Annotated in this window: 18 protein-coding genes; 8 read left to right on the top strand and 10 right to left on the bottom strand. The window is 64.7% G+C overall.

Annotated elements, in window-relative coordinates:
- Nucleotides 1–14: 14 nt before the first annotated feature.
- From flgG to flgH, 3 genes are read left to right on the top strand one after another with little or no spacing between them, the layout of a single operon-like run.
- The gene (flgG, locus tag AABA84_RS16830; RefSeq protein WP_091965437.1) at nt 15–803 is read left to right on the top strand and encodes a flagellar basal-body rod protein FlgG; all 789 of its coding nucleotides are present in this window, start codon (nt 15–17) and stop codon (nt 801–803) included.
- Between the two features lie 10 nt (nt 804–813).
- Nucleotides 814–1947: a flagellar basal body P-ring formation chaperone FlgA gene (flgA, locus tag AABA84_RS16825; protein WP_338312555.1), complete on the top strand. Its 1134-nt coding sequence runs from the start codon at nt 814–816 to the stop codon at nt 1945–1947.
- 9 nt (nt 1948–1956) lie between these two features.
- The gene (gene flgH, locus AABA84_RS16820) at nt 1957–2718 is read left to right on the top strand and encodes a flagellar basal body L-ring protein FlgH (protein WP_212252941.1); all 762 of its coding nucleotides are present in this window, start codon (nt 1957–1959) and stop codon (nt 2716–2718) included.
- Nucleotides 2719–2869: 151 nt separating this feature from the next.
- On the opposite strand, the gene AABA84_RS16815 is transcribed toward flgH, so the two are convergent.
- The 5 genes from AABA84_RS16815 to AABA84_RS16795 all read right to left on the bottom strand — a co-directional run bounded on the left by AABA84_RS16815 (nt 2870) and on the right by AABA84_RS16795 (nt 6805).
- Complete coding sequence (locus tag AABA84_RS16815; RefSeq protein WP_212252943.1) at nt 2870–3196, bottom strand: helix-turn-helix domain-containing transcriptional regulator; 327 nt, start codon at nt 3194–3196, stop codon at nt 2870–2872.
- An 11-nt stretch (nt 3197–3207) separates the two neighbouring features.
- Nucleotides 3208–3537: a type II toxin-antitoxin system RelE/ParE family toxin gene (locus AABA84_RS16810; RefSeq protein ID WP_445083412.1), complete on the bottom strand. Its 330-nt coding sequence runs from the start codon at nt 3535–3537 to the stop codon at nt 3208–3210.
- An 835-nt stretch (nt 3538–4372) separates the two neighbouring features.
- Nucleotides 4373–5152: a 2-keto-4-pentenoate hydratase gene (locus AABA84_RS16805; protein ID WP_212252945.1), complete on the bottom strand. Its 780-nt coding sequence runs from the start codon at nt 5150–5152 to the stop codon at nt 4373–4375.
- 460 nt (nt 5153–5612) lie between these two features.
- Nucleotides 5613–5978: an RNA polymerase-binding protein DksA gene (gene dksA / locus AABA84_RS16800; protein WP_008554760.1), complete on the bottom strand. Its 366-nt coding sequence runs from the start codon at nt 5976–5978 to the stop codon at nt 5613–5615.
- Between the two features lie 215 nt (nt 5979–6193).
- A complete protein-coding gene (locus AABA84_RS16795; RefSeq protein ID WP_338306538.1) occupies nt 6194–6805 on the bottom strand; it encodes an NAD(P)-dependent oxidoreductase in 612 nt (203 codons plus the stop codon).
- Between the two features lie 149 nt (nt 6806–6954).
- Between AABA84_RS16795 and AABA84_RS16790 the strand changes: the two genes are divergently transcribed.
- On the top strand, nt 6955–7326 hold the full coding sequence (locus tag AABA84_RS16790) for a winged helix-turn-helix transcriptional regulator (RefSeq protein WP_212252949.1): 372 nt from the start codon (nt 6955–6957) through the stop codon (nt 7324–7326).
- Nucleotides 7327–7480: 154 nt separating this feature from the next.
- On the opposite strand, the gene AABA84_RS16785 is transcribed toward AABA84_RS16790, so the two are convergent.
- A complete protein-coding gene (locus AABA84_RS16785; protein WP_212252951.1) occupies nt 7481–7894 on the bottom strand; it encodes a flagellar assembly protein FliX in 414 nt (137 codons plus the stop codon).
- A 284-nt stretch (nt 7895–8178) separates the two neighbouring features.
- On the opposite strand from AABA84_RS16785, the gene AABA84_RS16780 reads away from it, so the two are divergent.
- The 4 genes from AABA84_RS16780 (at nt 8179) to AABA84_RS16765 (ending at nt 10696) form a co-directional block, all read left to right on the top strand.
- A complete protein-coding gene (locus AABA84_RS16780) occupies nt 8179–9303 on the top strand; it encodes a flagellar basal body P-ring protein FlgI (RefSeq protein WP_212252953.1) in 1125 nt (374 codons plus the stop codon).
- Nucleotides 9303–9671, top strand: coding sequence for a flagellar assembly peptidoglycan hydrolase FlgJ (flgJ, locus tag AABA84_RS16775; RefSeq protein WP_212252955.1), 369 nt, complete (start codon nt 9303–9305; stop codon nt 9669–9671). The genes AABA84_RS16780 and flgJ overlap by 1 nt, the downstream gene beginning before the upstream one ends.
- A gap of 11 nt (nt 9672–9682) precedes the next feature.
- Nucleotides 9683–10177, top strand: a complete 495-nt coding sequence (locus AABA84_RS16770) for a hypothetical protein (protein WP_212252956.1) — start codon at nt 9683–9685, stop codon at nt 10175–10177.
- 159 nt (nt 10178–10336) lie between these two features.
- Nucleotides 10337–10696 (top strand): hypothetical protein, encoded by a 360-nt coding sequence (locus AABA84_RS16765; RefSeq protein ID WP_338312554.1) that lies wholly within the window; start codon nt 10337–10339, stop codon nt 10694–10696.
- 117 nt (nt 10697–10813) lie between these two features.
- On the opposite strand, the gene flaF is transcribed toward AABA84_RS16765, so the two are convergent.
- From flaF to AABA84_RS16745, 4 genes are all read right to left on the bottom strand, one after another.
- On the bottom strand, nt 10814–11182 hold the full coding sequence (flaF, locus tag AABA84_RS16760; RefSeq protein WP_008554779.1) for a flagellar biosynthesis regulator FlaF: 369 nt from the start codon (nt 11180–11182) through the stop codon (nt 10814–10816).
- A gap of 290 nt (nt 11183–11472) precedes the next feature.
- Nucleotides 11473–13764 carry a DUF1522 domain-containing protein gene (locus AABA84_RS16755; protein ID WP_212252960.1) on the bottom strand — a complete coding sequence of 764 codons (2292 nt, stop codon included), beginning with the start codon at nt 13762–13764 and terminating at the stop codon, nt 11473–11475.
- Between the two features lie 218 nt (nt 13765–13982).
- Complete coding sequence (locus tag AABA84_RS16750) at nt 13983–16262, bottom strand: DUF1522 domain-containing protein (RefSeq protein ID WP_338312553.1); 2280 nt, start codon at nt 16260–16262, stop codon at nt 13983–13985.
- Nucleotides 16263–16585: 323 nt separating this feature from the next.
- A partial coding sequence (locus AABA84_RS16745) for a DUF1522 domain-containing protein (RefSeq protein ID WP_338312552.1) occupies nt 16586–17838 on the bottom strand: 1253 nt, incomplete at its 5' end.

The following is a 17838-nucleotide window of genomic DNA, read 5'->3' as shown; positions in this document are numbered from 1 at the left end:
GAGGGAGAACTGACATGCAGGCGCTTCACACCGCAGCGACCGGAATGGCGGCACAGGAACTCAACGTTCAGGTGATCTCCAACAACATCGCCAACCTGCGCACCACCGGCTTCAAGAAGCAGACCGCGGCGTTCCAGGACCTGATCTACGAGCACGTGCGCCGCGTCGGCGCGCAGGCCTCGGACCAGGGCACCATCCTGCCCGTCGGCGTCGACATCGGCGGCGGCGTCAAGACCGTCGGCACGCCGCGCAGCATGACGCAGGGCACGCTGTCGCAGACCGGCAACGATCTCGACCTCGCGATGTCCGGCGAAGGCTTTTTCAAGATCCTGATGCCCGACGGCACCTACCAGTACACTCGCGACGGCACCTTCCAGATGGACAATCAGGGCCGCGTCGTCACCGCCCAGGGCAACCCGGTGCAGCCGACCATCACGATCCCGAACAACGCGTCCGGCATATCTGTGAGCGAGCAGGGCCAGGTCTCGGTGACGCTGCCGGGCTCGTCGACCTCCTCGATCGTCGGCCAGATCGGCGTGACCCGCTTCATCAACAAGGCGGGCCTGCAGCCGGTCGGCAGCAACCAGTTCACCGAGACCCCCTCGTCCGGCCCGCCGCAGGACGGCACCGCGAACTCCGAGGGCTACGGCAAGATCACCCAGGGCAGCCTCGAGCAGGCCAATGTCGACGTCGTCTCGGAGATGAGCGACCTGATCGCCGCCCAGCGCGCCTACGAGATGAACGCCAAGGTGATCAGCGCCGCCGACCAGATGATGCAATCGACCACGGCGCTGTTCCGCTGAGGTGATGACGATGATCCGCACCACCTTCGCCACCATCACCGCCCTGCTCGCGCTGGCCCTGCCGGCAGCGGCCGCCGACGATTTCATCGCCTCGCCGACGCTGCGCGCGAGCGTCACCGTGACCTCGGACGTGGTGAGGGTCGGCGATCTCATCGACAATGCCGGATCGGCCGCGCTGATCCCGGTCTACCGCTCGCCCGATCTCGGCACCACCGGCACGCTGACGGTCGCGCAGGTGCTGTCGGTGCTCCGCGCAAAGCAGGTGATCGGCGTGATGACCGGCGACCTCAAGGAGGTCCAGGTCACCCGCCTCGCCCGCACGCTGGCGAACAAGGATCTCGAAACCGCGGTCGCCTCGGCGCTCGAGCGCCGGTTCGGCCTCGGGGACGCCGCCAACATCACCGTCACCTTCGACCGCGGCGTCGCCGAGATGCGGCTGGACGCCTCCAACTCCGGCGCGCTGCAGCCGGTCGCAACCCGCTACGACGCCCGCAGCGGCCGGTTCGACGTCGCCTTCGAGATTGCCAACGACAGCAATCCGGCGCCGACCAAGCTGCGCTTCACCGGGACCGCGATCGAGACGGTGGAAGTGGCCGTGCTGACGCGCGACATCGAGCGTCTCGATCTCTTGAAGTCCTCCGACGTCGCACTGGAGCGCCGGCCGAAGGCCGAGGTCACCGGCGAGCCCGCCTCGCGCGACCGCAGCGTCGGCATGCAGCTGCGCCGGCCGATGCGCGCGGGCACCCCGCTCCGTGCCGCCGACATCGTCAAGCCCGACTTCGTGGTGCGTGACCAGAACGTCATCATCATCTACCAGGTGCCCGGCCTCTATCTCACCTCGCGCGGCAAGGCGATCGAGAGCGGCGCCGAGGGCGACACCGTCAGCGTGCTCAATGTGCAATCCAAGCGGACGCTGACCGGTGTCGTCACCGGCCGCGGCCAGGTGACGATCCAGGGCGCGAGCCAATCCGCGCCGATGGCGCCCGCGGTCGAGCAGACCTCCTCGCTCAAGCGCGATGAGGCGCCCGCCCCCGTCGACACTGCAGCCCTCCTCCGGAACCTGGTGCAGGCCCCCGCGTCGCCGGCCCAGATCGCAGAAGCCCAGATCCCGCAAGCTCGCGTCTCGCAAGCTCAAGCCAAGTAAGAGTTCGTCATGTCCCCGTTCAGTTCGGCTTTCCGCCTTCGTCGCATCGCGATCTCTGCCCTGCTGCTGGCAGCCAGCGCGCTGGGCGGCTGCTCCTCGATCGACCGCCTGTCGCAGATCGGCGAGCAACCGAAGCTGTCGGCGATCGACAATCCGACGACGCAGCCAGGCTACAAGCCGGTGCAGATGCCGATGCCGAAGCCGGAAGTCGCCTCCTACAATCCGAACTCGCTGTGGCGCAACGGCAGCCGTGCCTTCTTCAAGGACCAGCGCGCCCGCCAGGTCGGCGACCTCCTGACCGTGACCGTGAACATCACGGACAAGGCCAACATCGCCAACGAGACCCAGCGCAGCCGCACCAACAAGGAAGACTCGGGGGTTACCGACTTCATCGGCTCGAAGACCATCACGCAGGCGAACAAGATCCTGCCCGGCCGCATCCTCACCGCCGACTCCACCGCCTCCAGCGACGGCAAGGGTTCGGTCAACCGCACGGAAGCCTTGCAGACCAACGTCGCCGCGGTCGTCACCCAGGTGCTGCCGAACGGCAACCTCGTGGTCGAGGGCAAGCAGGAGATCCGCGTCAACTACGAGATCCGCGAGCTCGTGGTCGCCGGCATCGTCCGCCCCGAGGACATCCAGAGCGACAACACCATCGACTCCACCAAGATCGCACAGGCCCGCATCGCCTATGGCGGCCGCGGCCAGATCACGGACGTGCAGCAGCCGCGCTACGGCCAACAGGTCATGGACGTGCTGCTGCCCTTCTAAGAATCTCCCGAGCTCCCACATCGTGTTCGCGAACTTAAGGCGCGAACGACGATGTACGACGCGGCCCTCGCTAGCTCCCCTGGCGAGGGCCGCATGTATTCTGGGGATGGAAGCAGATGCGCGTCTGACGGCGGAGAGACCGCCTTACGCCTCACGCCGCATCGGCGACGGCGCGTATTTCCAGATGCACGCCGGTCTCCTTCTGGAGCGCGTGGATCACCGCCATCAGGTTCTCGGCCGTAGGATTGCCGCGCGGCCCAAACATCCGCATCAGGCTCTTTTGCGGACGGTCGAGCACCTCGCTGAGCCGCTCGAAACCGATGGTGGCATTGATGTAGGTCCGCAGCGCGGTGCGGCCATAGTCGACATCCCCCTGCAACAAGCCCTGCATCGCCTCCTGAAACAGCGCCTCGCGAAAGGCGGGATCGCGCTCGGCCCGCGCGCGAATGGTCTCTTGAAAACTATGGGTCAATGGCATCCGCCTATTCCTCATTCCCGCTTGCGCACCTTGTAATCGCGCCACCGGCGAAGCGCGACACTGATATCGGTCTGCTGCCTCTGCTTGGTACCGCCACCCAGCAGGATCACCAGCACGCTGCCGTCCCATCCGAAGTAGACCCGATAACCGGGGCCACGATTGATCTTCAGTTCGGCAGCGCCCTCGCCGATCGACTTCACGTTCGAGGTGTTTCCATCGGCGAGCCGTCCAATTGCAACGGAGACTGCCGCGGCTGCCTGCGCGTCGAGCCCGTCATGCCAGTTCCGAAACGGGCTGCGACCACCGTTGCTGTATTCCGCGACCTTGATCCTTGGTACCATATTCGTTACCAATTTTCTATTTCAGAATTTTCGGATTTTAGAAATTGTTGTTGACACACTCCGGCCACCTCATTATGTTCCCGTTTCGTTCCATTCCACAAGAGGGCGGATCGCGATCGTCACGAAACGCGGGATGGAATGCGGTGGCCGCGACGGCGTCGGCGCGCGAGGTTGGCTGCAGGGCGGGGAAACCCGTGAGCAGCGACAGGCGCGATACGACACGGCGCTGACAGCGTCTTACGCTTGGTCTCGATGGCGAGCGCACGCCAGCCATCGAGGGGCCGGCGAAGATGTGCGCGGACGGAGAAGTCGTGTGGTCCTGACGCCCGGGGTCTGTGCGTCAAGTCATGTGGTGATGTGCCGCCGACCGGCGCGCGCATCGATCATCCGCAAGGCGACGGGGGCAATAGTGCATCGCTCCCCGGGGAGAGCACGAAGGACACCGTGAAAACCATCGCGCAGGGAAGGCCGGGATGTCCCGGCGTCACCTGTGATCCACCCGTGCGCGTATCCTTCGCACACGGGATTGCGGGTGCCAGCCGGCGCCCGGCCTTCCCTGCGCCTTCTTGATCTTCAGGAGGGCGAGACGATTGCAAGACTCGGGCGAAGCTGCCGCGAGGACGCGGAGGTGTGTCTGCGAGTGCAGCGACAGAGCGAAATTGTTCATGCCACACGCTTTCTCTCGTGTCCCGGACAAGCCGCAACGCGCAAGCGCTGCGGCGCAGAGCCGGGACCCAGGAGCCACGCAGCAGGCCGCCGCATGGGCCCCGGCTCTGCAGCGCACCGCCGAAGAGGCGCTGCGCTGCGTCCGGGGCACGGAGATCGCAACGCCCCCTCAGGTAAACTCCACCTCCACCGCCCCCAGCCCGTCCAGTTCCATCCGCACCTTGTCGCCGGCCTTCAGCCACAGCGTCTTGACCAGGCTGCCGGTGAGCACGAGCTGCCCCGCGTGAAGACCCTTGCCTTCGGCGGCGAGATGGTTGGCGAGCCAGGCGAGCGCGTTGTGGGGATGACCGAGCACGTCGGCGCCGGTGCCGTGGCTGACCTCCTCGCCGTTGAGGATGGCGCGCCCCTTGACCGCCTTCAGGTCCGGCACCGACGAGCGCGGAACCGCCGGGGCCAGCACGCAGCCGGCGGCGAAGAAATCGTCGGCGATCAGCGTCGGCGCGCCCATCGTCTCCCACTTCACGTAGCGGTCGTCGACGATCTCGATCGCGGGATGATAGGCCTCGACCGCCTCGCCGACCCATTCGGCCGTGAACGGCGCCTCGCCGGCGGCCAAGTCGCGCTTCAGCCGCACCGCGATCTCGCATTCGACGCCGACGTGGACATATTTGGAAGCGGGGAGCTTGGCGCCGCTGTCATGCACGCCCTTCTGGAACACGCCGCCGCCGCAGGGATGCGGGATGCCAATATAGTCCTGCATCACCTGGCTGGTGCAGCCGATCTTGTAGCCGACCAGCGGCCCGACATGCGGCAGCAGCAGATCGTGCAGCGCGCGCTGGACCTGGTAGCCCTCGGCCTCATCGATGGGGGGACGTTCCAGCGCCGCGAGCGGCGCATGGTTGCGGCGCGCCAGCGCGATCGCCTTTGCGGCTTCGAGAATCTTGTCCATAGGCGCCGCCTCCCACGCTACGCAAGTGAAGGCGGTACTTCAGCATCCCCGCTCCGGCCTGACAAGCGCGCCCGGCCGGGTGATTACGGCGTCTTGCCCGCGCTTAAGGAAATATTGAGCGGGAGGAGGCTCTATGGAGGCACGCGCCCCATAGCGCTTGCAGACAGCGCAAGAAGCATCATTGCAGCGATGCTTGATGCAGCTGGATCAGCGTCTCAAGACCCGAGTCGATCTCGTTGATGCGACTCGCAAAATCTCCCGCACCTGAAGTGAAGGCTGTTTCTCATCCGACCTCACGTGAGCTCGGAGGAATCGATTCTAGCCCGTTGATTGCGATTCACTTTTCGCGATCACGGTCGCGCGTTGAAGCGCGCAGCTCTCGGGCGGCAAAATGCTGATCGCGGCGCGAAACGGCGCCTTGCGTCCCAAAACAAAAGAGCCGCACGCGGCGGCTCGGGCTCTATTCGTCGCGATAGACCTTCTCGCGTTTCTCGTGGCGCTCCTGCGCTTCCACCGAGAGCGTCGCGATGGGCCGGGCCTCGAGCCGCTTCAACGAGATCGGCTCGCCGGTGTCCTCGCAATAGCCGTAGGTGTTGTCCTCGATCCGCTGGAGCGCGGCGTCGATCTTGGCGATCAACTTGCGCTGGCGGTCGCGGGCGCGGAGTTCGATGGCACGGTCGGTTTCGGACGATGCCCGATCGGCGAGATCGGGGTGGTTGACGTTCTCCTCCTGCAGGGCTTGCAGGGTGAGCTTGGACTCTTTGAGGATCTCATCCTTCCAGGCGAGGAGCTTCAAACGGAAGTACTCCTTCTGCCGGTCGTTCATGAAAGGCTCTTTTTCGGTCGGTCGGTAGTTTTTCAACTTTTCCAAGGGCGGCCTATCTGTCTAATCAACGACTCGCAAACGGAACGGGGTCCGTTGAGCGGGGCCTTATATAGCGGCCACCTGTGACAGACAATGTTTCCCTGAGCAACCGGTTAGCGCCCCCAAGCCCTTGCACAGGAAGGTTTATCCTGGAGGGCCCGGGGGCGGCCCAAGGCCTAGTAGCCGACCGTGAAACGCTGCCTCACATGGGCCGGCCGTTCGATCTCGTCGGCGAGCGCAATGGCGTAGTCAGCGAACGTGATCCAGCTCTTCCCGTTCGCATCTGCGAGAAGCTGATCGGTGCCAAGCCGGAACTTGCCCGTGCGCTCCCCCTCGACGAACAGTGCCGACGGCGAGATGAAGGTCCAGTTCAGATCCTTTTCCTGCCGCAGCAGGTCGAGGAAGACCGAGCCTGCCTCCGCTTCCGCCTTGTATTGGGCCGGAAAATTGGGAGTCGTGACCAGTTTCACGCCCGGTGCGACCTCGAGGCTGCCGGCACCGCCGACGACGAGATAACGACCAACCTTGGCGTCCTTCGCCGCGCCGATCAGCTTCTGCGCGTCGCTGGCGAGGAAGTGCACGGAACTCACGGCGACGTCGTGCCCGGCCCACAGCTTGGCAAGACCCGCCTGATCCAGCACGTCGCCCTTAGCCGGCGTGACGTTGGGCAGGGCCGCGATCTTCTCGGGGTTCCGGGCGATGGCCGTGACCGTATGGCCGCGGCGGGACAGCTCCTTGGTGATCTCCGATCCGGCCCGACCCGAGGCACCGGCAACTGCGATTTTCATGGAAGGCTCCTTTGCTTATGTGGTAACTACCAGTGACTAGATATCGTAAAGAATGCTGGTGTTAAGAGAGCACTTTGTGCTTACCTGATTACGCAAGGGTAACCGCCACGCGCACCGCGAGCGACGAAAACGGATTCCGAGGACCGACGATGAAACCCGACGTCTATGCAGCGAACTGCCCCACCCGCCAGATCCTCGATCGCATCGGCGACAAATGGGCGGTGCTGATCCTGCTGCTGCTGCGCGAAGAGCCGATGCGCTTCAATCATTTGCGCCGCACGATCGAAGGCATTTCGCAGAAGATGCTGAGCCAGGTCCTCAAATCGCTTGAACGCGACGGCCTGATCAGGCGCCACGCCATCGCGACCGTTCCCGTCACGGTGGAGTATTCGATCACGCAGCTCGGGCTGACGCTCGCCGGCGCGGTCGATCCGCTGCGCGATTGGGCCGAGCAGAATCTGAAAGACGTTCTCGCCGCCCAGCGCCGCTACGACGGGCAGCAGAAGGAGGAAGCGGCGTAAGGGGCGCTTTCTTGGTAGTGCCGCACGCTCATTCTCAATTCCGCTGTCATGCCCCGGCTCGACCGGGGCATCCAGTACGCTGCGGCTTCTCGATTCGAAAACGACTGTCTCTGGAATACTGGGTCGCCCGGTCAAGCCGGGCGACGACAGCCTGCTAGGCCCGTCCGGCCTTGGCGAGCTCGACCTCGACGCGCAGCTCGATCTCGGAGAGCACCGCATCGAGACCAGGGTCGCCGGAGGATGATTTCAGGTTCGCCGCAGCATCGCGCAGGCGCATCACGGTCGAGCCGTCGAGATTGCCGGACAACAGGCCCATCTTGAGATCGTCGAGCACGTCGAGCGCCGTCCTGCCGCGGACGACCGAGCGCTTGCGGCGTTCGACCGGGTCCTCCTCGACGCCCTGCAGCGCCAGCAGCCCATCGATGTTGGCGGCGGCCTTCGGTGCGGCAGCGCTCCGGGTCTCCTGCGCCGACGAGGTGTCGGGCAACACGAAGGTGCCGGAGCCGGTCCGCCTGGCCTGGTTGGCCGGCGTTCCAAGCGTCGTGCCGTTCGGTCCGTAGATGCGCATCGGAAGGAATCCGGGTGATCGATACGGTCACCTTCGCCGTCTTATGGTTAACGGCGCGTAAACGGCCCGGCAAAATCTGCCGACAGGCGGCAGTTTCGCTCCTCAGGGACAACGCCCGCTGACACCGGTCGAAACAGATTTATTCAACCTATTCAGCGGCCTATGCCTGCCGCCCGGGGTTGGCACAGCCCTCGCAAGGAAAGCGTCGGACCAGCTCGTCATGGGAGTGTCGTGCAGGTCCTTCCGATTTGAGGAGCCTTTTGAGGATCCTTGGGGAGCAGAGGATGCCAAGCGTTCGTTGGGTGAGGATTGTTGGGGTGGCCTGCGCGGCGCTGTCTGCGCTGGCGCTGTCGGTCGCGCCGGCGGCTGCGACCTCGCGCATCAAGGACCTCGCCAATATCGAAGGCGTGCGGCAGAACCAGCTGATCGGCTATGGCCTCGTCGTCGGCCTCAACGGCACCGGCGACACGCTCAACAACATCCCCTTCACCAAGCAATCGCTGCAGGCGATGCTCGAGCGCATGGGCGTCAACATCCGCGGCGCCACCATCCGCACCGGCAACGTCGCCGCCGTGATGGTCACCGGCAATCTGCCGGCCTTCGCCACCCAGGGCACGCGCATGGACGTCACCGTCTCCGCGCTCGGCGATGCCAAGAACCTCCAGGGCGGCACCCTGCTCGTCACCCCCCTGCTAGGTGCCGACGGCAATGTCTACGCGGTGGCGCAAGGCTCGCTCGCGATCTCCGGATTCCAGGCCGAGGGCGAGGCGGCCAAGATCGTGCGCGGCGTGCCGACCGTGGGACGCATCGCCAACGGCGCCATCATCGAGCGCGAGATCGAGTTCGCACTCAATCGGCTGCCGAACGTGCGCCTGGCGCTGCGCAATGCCGACTTCACCACCGCCAAACGGATCGCGGCCGCGGTCAACGACTATCTCGGCGTCAAGACCGCCGAGCCGATCGATCCCTCGACGGTGCAGCTTTCGGTCCCGCCCGAGTTCAAGGGCAACGTCGTCGCCTTTCTCACCGAGATCGAGCAGCTCCAGGTCGACCCGGATCTAGCCGCCAAGATCATCATCGACGAACGCAGCGGCATCATCGTGATGGGGCGCGACGTCCGTGTCGCCACCGTCGCGGTCGCGCAGGGCAACCTCACCGTCACCATCTCCGAGAGCCCACAGGTGAGCCAGCCCAACCCGCTGTCGCGCGGCCGCACCGTGGTCGCGCCGCGCAGCAGCGTCACCGTCACCGAGGACGGCAAGAAGCTGGCCGTCGTCAAGGACGGCGTCTCGCTCCAGCAGCTCGTCGACGGCCTCAACGGCCTCGGCATCGGCCCGCGCGACATGATCAGCATCCTCCAGGCGATCAAGGCCGCCGGTGCGATCGAAGCCGACATCGAGGTGATGTGATGCAGACCGGCTCGATCAACACCCCGCGCGCCGCCACCTCCTCGGCCTTCTCGGTCGAGAGCCGCAACGGCCGGCCCGATTTCGAGCTCGCCGCGGCGCTACAAAAGGTCTCGCCGAAGCAGCAGGCCAGGGCGCAGAAGACCGCCACCGATTTCGAGGCGATGTTCCTCAACAGCATGTTCTCGCAGATGACCTCGGGCCTGAAGGGCGAAGGCCCGTTCGGCGACACGCCCGGCACCGGCGTGTGGCGCTCGATGCTGACCGAGCAATATTCCAAGAACTTCGCCAAGGCCGGCGGCGTCGGCGTCGCTACCGAAGTCTACCGCACCCTCATCATGCAGCAGGCGAAAACGATCCGCACGGCATAAGGTCAAACGAAATGAACCATTTCAACGCCTCACGTCAGCCGATGCATCAGCGCCCGAACGCCGCGCCCGGCAGCGCCGAGGCGCGCAAGCTCGCCGAAGATCTGATGGACGCGATGAGCGCCCTGCTCGGACTGATCGAGCGCGAGACCGAGCTCGTTCGCGCCGGCAAGGTCCGCGAGGCGATGACGCTCGAGAGCAAGAAGCAGGAGCTGTCGCGAAACTATGTCGGTGCCGTCAGCCAGTTGAAGGCCAACCAGGCCCAGCTCGCGAAATCCGCGCCCGAGCTGCTCTCGACGCTGCACCGCCACCACGATGCGTTCCGCGCGATGCTCCAGGTCAATCTCACCGTGCTCGCGACCGCGCACGCGGTCTCCGAAAGCGTCGTGCGCGGCGTCAACGCCGAGATCCAGAAGCGCAACGTGCCGAACACCTACACGGCCGCAGGCCGCCGCGCAGCTCCAGGCCCGCGTCACATCACGCCGCTCGCGGTCAGCCGCTCGCTCTGAGCGCACACAAGAACAAGCGACAATTTTACGAAAAACCGCGCGGCGAAATCGTCGCGCGGTTAGTCACGTTTCCTTACCGGGTCTTCAGTCCTGGTGTTCCATGGTTGCGTTATTAGAGGGGTTGGGATTTGACTCACGTGAGGCAACCAGGAGGCTGCCATGAGTACAGATTTCAGCATCAGGCCGGTGGGGATCCCGGCCCCCATGCAGATCGTAGCGACGTCCAGCGCGGCGGCGAACGAGGCTGTGCAGACTGATCTTCCGGTGAGCCAGACGGTCGCCGCGGCGGATACGAGCGCGCCTGTGCGCAACGATCTGCCGAACCACGAGAACATCTCGCGCCAGGTCGTGTTCGACCAGGCGTCGGCATCCATGGTCTTCCAGGTCGTCAACGACAAGACCGAAGCGGTGGTCAACCAGTTCCCTGACGAAGCGATGCTGCGCCGGCGGGCCTATTTCCATGCATTGGATATGAAGTCCGAGCCCTCCCGTCCGCTCAGCACGGACGTCAGCGCCTGACGATCAGGAGATCGGCGACGACGCTCTGCGTCTGACCGGCACCGGTCAGCGCGAAATTCGTGTTTCCGAAGGACAATTAGTCTGGGATTCTCGTGATGCGGCCATCACGAGTCGCCGTCACGGCCGCCCGGACAGGCCTGCAGCGATATTGCGGTTGATCTCGATCAGCGGACGGAAGTGATCGAACTGCGGGCTCATCTGCAGCGCGGCGGTCTGGCTCAGCACGAACACGCTGATGTTGGCGATCTTCTGCCGGACGTCGATCGGCTGCGGATTGTTGTCGCGCATCGCCTCGCTCAGGAAGATGGTCCAGAGCTTGCGGTTGAACATCAGGGCCTGCATGGTCTGCTCGCTGAGCGGATCGGCGTTGTTCACCGCATCCTGGAGCTTGTTCGCGGCCTTGAGCAGAGTCTGCGCCTCGATGTCGCGAGGAGATGCGGTGGTCGTTGCAACGCGCGCATAAGCCGAGGCAGCGGAATTCGACATCAATCACACCCTGGAGGTTACCTAGCGCGTTGTAAGCGCTTAAGGATTTCTTTCCCAACCCTAGGCAGCACCGCTTAAGATTTGCTTACATGTGTGCTTGGAAGCACTCCGGATAATTACGGGTCGCGGAGCTCTTCGTCGCAACGCTAGATCCACGCACGCACGATGTAAACTCGCTTCGCGTGATGCGTGTCGATCTCAGCTAATCTTGTCTTAGCGATCTCCCTCAAAAGAACGGCGGAGCGTTAGCCCCGCCGCGATATATCGTGTGGCGATCTTGTGCTGCGAAATTAGCGGAGCAGCTGCAGCACGCTCTGTTGCGACTGGTTGGCCAGCGACAGCGCGGACACTGCGATCGACTGGCGGGTCGACAGCGCTTGGCTGTTGGCCGCTTCCTCGTTGGTGTCGGCGAGCGTCAGGTTGGACGAGCCGGTCTGCAGCACGTTGATCAGGTTCTTGGAGAAGTCCTGACGCACCTGCACGATCGAGAGGTTCGAACCGAGCGAGGATCCTTCCGAGCGCAGCCTGCTCGAGGCGGCGTTCAGGCTGGCCAGGACCTTGTTGGTTGCGCCGTTGTCGATGAAGTCCGTGCCGGGAACGAGATTGCTGAGGCCGAGGCCGGCGGCGTTGAACACGACGCCGTTGATGCCGAGCGTGGAGCTGCCGGTCTCGTTGAAAACCAGCTTCAGCGTATCGCCGTTGAGCAGGTTGATGCCGTTGAAGGACGAATCCTGCGACGTCGTGTCGATCTGCGCCAGGATGTTGTTGAACTGGCTGACCAGGCTCGAACGCGCCGTCTGCGCGACGGGATCCTGAACCGGCGGCTGCGCGGTGGTGAAGGCGAGCACGCCGGTGAGCGTACCACCGACGGCGCCGCCCGCGGCGGTCGAGCCAAGGGTCGAGGACGCGTATTCGTTGACGGTGGTGACCGTCAGCACGCCGTTGGCGTCGATCGTCGCCGTCAGGTGGTTGGCCTGGAGCTGCACATTGAGCTGGTCGAGCGTCTTGACGGTGCCGTTGGTGCCGTCACCGAAGGTGACGTTCACCGGCGTACCGCCGTTGAAGGAGGAGAAGGTCAGGGTCTTGCCGCTGACACCGCCGACACCGGAGGTTCGCGCCGCCGTGAAGGCGGTTGCCGTTCCCGTGTTGCCGCTGAGGCCGAACGCGCTGAGCGCGTTGCCCGTGCCGGTGATCGAGAGATCGGCGTTGATGCCGGTGGAGAGCGCAAGCTGACCGCTGCTGTTGACCGACGACGGGATCTGGCCCGCAGTGGTCGACAGCCCCGCCGCGCCGTTGAAGATGCTCGCGGTCTTGACGCCCGTGGCGAGGTCGACCGCGTTGAGCAGGTCGGTCAGCGTCGCGCTCTGGATGTAGACGGTCGAGTTGCCGTTGCCGTCGGTGACGATGTTGCCGCTGACGCCATAGCCGGTGGCCACGCTCGCTGCCGATTGCGGCGTCTGCGCGTTCTTGAACGTGATGGTGTGACCGTCGATATTGAGCGTCGAGCCGTCCTGAACGAGGGAGCCGAGCGAGCCGGCGGTCGTCGATCGGTTCGCGGTCACGCTCGCATTGCCTGCGCCGGTCGCCGCGGTCAGACCGAGCTTGTTGAGGAAGTCCGCCTTGCCCGTCACGCTCAGATCAGCGCCGGTCGAGCTCTTCAACGTAACAGCGCCCGCCGTGATGGACGATGCCACCTGAAGCGTACCGACAGGACCGGCCGAACCGCTGATGGAGATGGTCGCCGCGCTCGCGCTGATCGTGGCGGTCTTGACGCCGCTGGCGAGGTCGATCGCGCTGAGGACGTCGTTGATGGTCGCACCGGGCGCAGCCGCCGTTCCCTCATAGACGATCGAATTGCCGTTGCCGTCGGTGGCGATATGCCCGCTGGCGTCGAGGCCCCAGCCAGTCGGTTGCGTGCTCGGAGCGATGCCGGTGCGGAAGGTGATGGTCTTGCCGTTCACCGTGATGGTGTCGCCATCCGCAGGCGCACTCCCGAATGTGGTGGATGCGGTGGTGCCGACCAGTGTGGCGGTGCCGGAGAGTGCGGTGGTGCCGTCGGCCGCCGTCGCAGCGAACCCGACCACCGTACCCGCGCTTGAACCCAGCGACGCGCCGAGCGCCGCAGTCCCGGTGACCGGGGTCGTGCCACCGGCAGCACCGGTATAGAGCACGTTGCTCTTGGCGGTCGCGCTCGCATAGGAAGTCGTGCCGCGCAGGTCGGCGGGCGTCGCACCGGGAATGGTGGTGGAGACATTGGACTTGGTGGAGTAGCCGACCGTGGTCTGCAGCGCCTGGTTGGCGATCGATTTCGCGCTGTCGATCAGCTTCTGCAGCGAGGTGATGCCGGTGTTGGCGGCCTGCAGCACCTGCACACCGTTGTTGATGCCATCGAGCAGGTTGCTGATGTCGCTCGCCCGGTTGTCGAGCCCCTGCGCCGTGAAGAAGTTGGTGGGATTGTCGAGCGCGGTATTGACCTTCTTGCCGGTCGACAGCCGCTCCTGCGTCGTGGCCAGCAAGTCGGCCGTCGACTGCAGCGACAACAGGTTCTGGCGAACGGACGCCGAGAGAACGATGTTGGACATTGGCGAGTCTTCCTCTTGAACCGGATACGAATCGGCCGCGCGGTCTGCAAAGCGGGCTTTCGTCCAGTCTTAGGGGGTCTCCTTTAAAGTATGGTTAACGCCGGTTTAAGGGATAGGGTTAATGGCCGATGAACGCCCCTGCCCGTCTCCGGACGCAAAAAAGAGCGGCGGGACAGATAGCCCCGCCGCCCAATTTACTTAGTGATTTCAGCTGCTTGTTAGCGGAGCAGCTGCAGCACGCTCTGCTGCGAGGTGTTGGCCAGCGACAGCGCGGAGACCGCGATCGACTGGCGGGTCGACAGCGCCTGGCTGTTGGCCGCCTCGACGTTGGTGTCGGCCAGGGTCAAGTTGGACGAGCCGGTCTGCAGCACGTTGATCAGGTTCTTGTTGAAGTCCTGACGGATCTGCACGACCGAGAGGTTCGAGCCGAGGCTCGAGGCTTCCGAGCGCAGCGTGCTCGACGCCGCGTTCAGATTGGTCAGCACCCGGTTGGACGCCGCGTTGTCGATGAAGTCGACACCGACGGTCAGCGCGGCGAGGCCAAGACCCTTGGAGTTGTAGGTCACGCCGGTGATGTTCAGGCTCGACTTGCCGGTCTCGTCGAACACCAGCTTGAGCTGGTCGCCGTTCAGGAGGTTGACGCCGTTGAACGAGGAGTCCTGCGAGGTCGTGTCGATCTGGTTCAGGATGTTGTTGTACTGAGACACCAGATTGGCACGCGCCGTCTGTGCGACCGCATCCTGCACGGGGGTGGAAGCCGTCGAGAACGTCAGCGCTGAAGTGAGCGTGCCGCCGATCGCACCGCCGGCGGCCGTGGAGCCGAGCGTGGATGAGGCGTAGTCATTGGACGCCGTGATCGTCAGCAGGCCGTTGGCGTCGATCGTCGCCGCGAGGTTGTTGGCCTGAAGCTTCGTGTTGAGCTGATCGAGCGTCTTGACCGTGCCGTTGGTACCGTCGCCGAAGGTGACGTTGACCGCCGTGCCACCATTGAAGGAGGAGAAGGTCAAGGTCTTGCCGCTGAGGCCGCCGATACCGGAGGTGCGGGCGGCGGAGAAGGCCGTTGCGTTTCCGGTGTTGCCGGCGAGGCCGAACACGTTCAGCGCGTTGCCGGTGCCGGTGATCGACAGGTCGGCGTTGATGCCGGTCGAGATCTTGAGCTGGCCGGACGTGTTGATCGTCGAGTTCGACTGGCCGGTGGCGGTCGAAAGCGCCGCGACGCCGCTGGCGTTGATCGTCGCGGTCTGCACGCCTGTGGCAAGGTCGATCGCCTTCAGCACGTCATTGACCGTACCGCCCTGCAGATAGACCGTCGAGTTGCCGTTGCCGTCCGTGACGACGTTGCCGTTCGCACCATACCCGCTCGGAACGCTCGGAGCTCCGGTCGTGCCCGGGGTCGGCGCGTTCTTGAAGATGATGACGTGGCCGTCGACGTTCAGCGTCGAACCATCCGCGATGGTCGCACCCAGCGAGCCCGCGGTCGTAGTCCGGTTGACGTTCAAGCTGGCATTGCCTGCACCCGAAGATGTGGTCAGGCCGAGAGACTTGAGCAGGTCAGCCTTGCCGGTGACGCTCAGATCCGCACCCGTCGAGCTCTTCAGCGTGACGGCGCCCGCACCAACGCTCGAAGCGGTCTGGTTGAAGCTGGTGGCGATCGTCGCAGCACCCGCGGTGATGGATGCCGTCTTGACGCCGCTGGCCAGATCGACCGCGGTCAACAGATCGCTGACGGTCGCAGCCGGCGTGCCCGCCGTGCCGAGATAGACCGTGGTGTTGCCGTTGCCGTCGGTGACGAGGTTGCCGCTGACGCCCGAGCCGGACGGAACGCCAGTCGACGCCGGAGCAGAGCCGGAGCGGAAGGTGATGGTCTTGCCGTTCACGGTCAGCGTGTCGCCGTCGGCGGGCTGGGCGTTGCCGAGCAGGCCGGTGGCGGTCGTGCCGTTGGTGGCGATCAGGGTGATGGCGCCGGTCAGAGCCGTGGTGCCGTCGCCGGCCGTTCCCGCAGTGCCCGTGAAGGTGCCGATGGTGGCGCCGAGCGTCGTGGTGCCGTTCGCCGCCGTGGTGCCGCCGGCCGTGCCGTTATACAGCACGTTGCTGCTCGCGGTCGCGCTGGCGAAGCTCGTCGTGCCGCGCAGGTCGGCCGCCGTCGCGCCGGCGATCGTGGTGGAGACGTTGGACTTGGTGGAGTAGCCGACCGTGGTCTGCAGCGCCTGATTGGCGATCGACTTGGCGCTGTCGATCAGCTTCTGCAGCGAGGTCAGGCCGGTGTTGGCGGCCTGAAGCACCTGCACGCCGTTGGCGATGCCGTCGAGCAGATTGTTGATGTCGCTGGCGCGGTTGTCGAGCGACTGTGCCGTGAAGAAGTTGGTGGGATTGTCCAGGGCCGAATTGACGCTCTTGCCGGTCGACAGACGGTTCTGTGTGGTGGCGAGGAGGTCGGCGGTGGACTGGAGAGAGAGGAGGTTCTGACGAACCGACGCAGAGAGAACAATACCTGACATGACTCTTACCCTTCTGGCTTACGCGTCTTCGTTCGATCGCTTCGGATCGAGTGACGGGGCCAGCGTGCCGCGACATGGCTAACAAAGGGTGAAACGAGCATCGCCTGCGTAAGCGCCGGTTCACCATGAGCGGGCGGGACGCGCGGAGCGAGATGGCAATCAGCCTGAAATCATTGGCAATTCTTTGCGCTTACGCTCCATTAACCATAACCGCTGGTTACTTTTCGGAGCGTCATCTGCCCTCTCAAAACCTCGGGCGATCAACAGAAAAGCGGCGGGGCCGAGGCCCCGCCGCCCTAACGTCTTGCGATGTCGTCCGCTTGTTAGCGGAGCAGCTGCAGCACGCTCTGCTGCGACTGGTTGGCCAGCGACAGCGCGGAGACCGCGATCGACTGACGAGTCGACAGCGCCTGGCTGTTGGCCGCTTCGACGTTGGTGTCGGCCAGGGTCAGGTTGGACGAACCGGTCTGCAGCACGTTGATCAGGTTCTTGTTGAAGTCCTGACGAACCTGCACGATGGTCAGGTTCGAGCCCAGAGCCGAGGCTTCCGAACGGAGCGTGCTCGAGGCGGAGTTCAGGTTCGTGAGCACCTTGTTGGTGGCAGCGTTGTCGATGAAGTCGACACCGCTGGTCAGCGCAGCGAGGCCCAGACCCTTGGAGTTGTAGGTCACGCCCGTGATGCTCAGGCTCGACTTGGCGGTCTCGTCGAACACCAGCTTGAGCTGGTCGCCGTTCAAGAGGTTGACACCGTTGAACGAGGAGTCCTGAGCAGTCGAATCGATCTGCTGGAGGATGTTGTTGTACTGGTTGACGAGATTCGCACGCGAGGTCTGCGCAACCGTATCCTGGACGGGGCTGGAAGCCGTCGAGAACGTCAGCGCCGTGGTCAGCGTGCCGCCGATCGCACCACCCGCGGCGTTCGAACCGATGGTCGAGGACGCGTAGTCGTTGGTGGTCGAGACCGTCAGCAGGCCGTTGGCGTCGATCGTCGCCGTCAGGTTGTTGGCCTGAAGCTTCGTGTTGAGCTGATCGAGCGTCTTGACCGTGCCGTTGGTGCCGTCGCCGAAGGTGGCGCTGACCGCCGTGCCGCCGTTGAAGGACGAGAAGGTCAAGGTTTTGCCGGTGATGCCGCCGACGCCCGAGGTGCGCGCCGCGGTGAAGGCGGTCGAGGTCCCGGTGTTGCCGGCGAAGCCAAGCGCATTTAACGCGTTGCCGGTGCCGGTGATCGACAGATCGGCATTGACACCGGTCGAGATCTTGAGCTGACCCGAAGCATTGATCAACGAGTTCGACTGGCCGGTGGCGGTCGCAAGCGTCGCGGTGCCGTTGGCATTGACCGTCGCGGTCTGCACGCCGGTGGCAAGGTCGATCGCCTTCAGCACGTCGTTGATCGTGCCGCCCTGCAGATAGACCGTCGAGTTGCCGGCGCCGTCAGTGAGAACGTTGCCGTTCGCACCATACCCGCTCGGAACGCTCGGAGCACCGGTCGAACCCGGGATCGGCGCGTTCTTGAAGGTGATGACGTGACCGTCGACGTTCAGCGTCGAGCCGTCCGCGATCGTCGCACCGAGCGAGC

This window comes from Bradyrhizobium sp. TM239, from assembly GCF_036247985.1.
In the GTDB taxonomy this organism is placed as follows: Bacteria; Pseudomonadota; Alphaproteobacteria; order Rhizobiales; family Xanthobacteraceae; genus Bradyrhizobium; species Bradyrhizobium ottawaense.
This window is presented reverse-complemented; position numbering and strand designations above follow the sequence as displayed.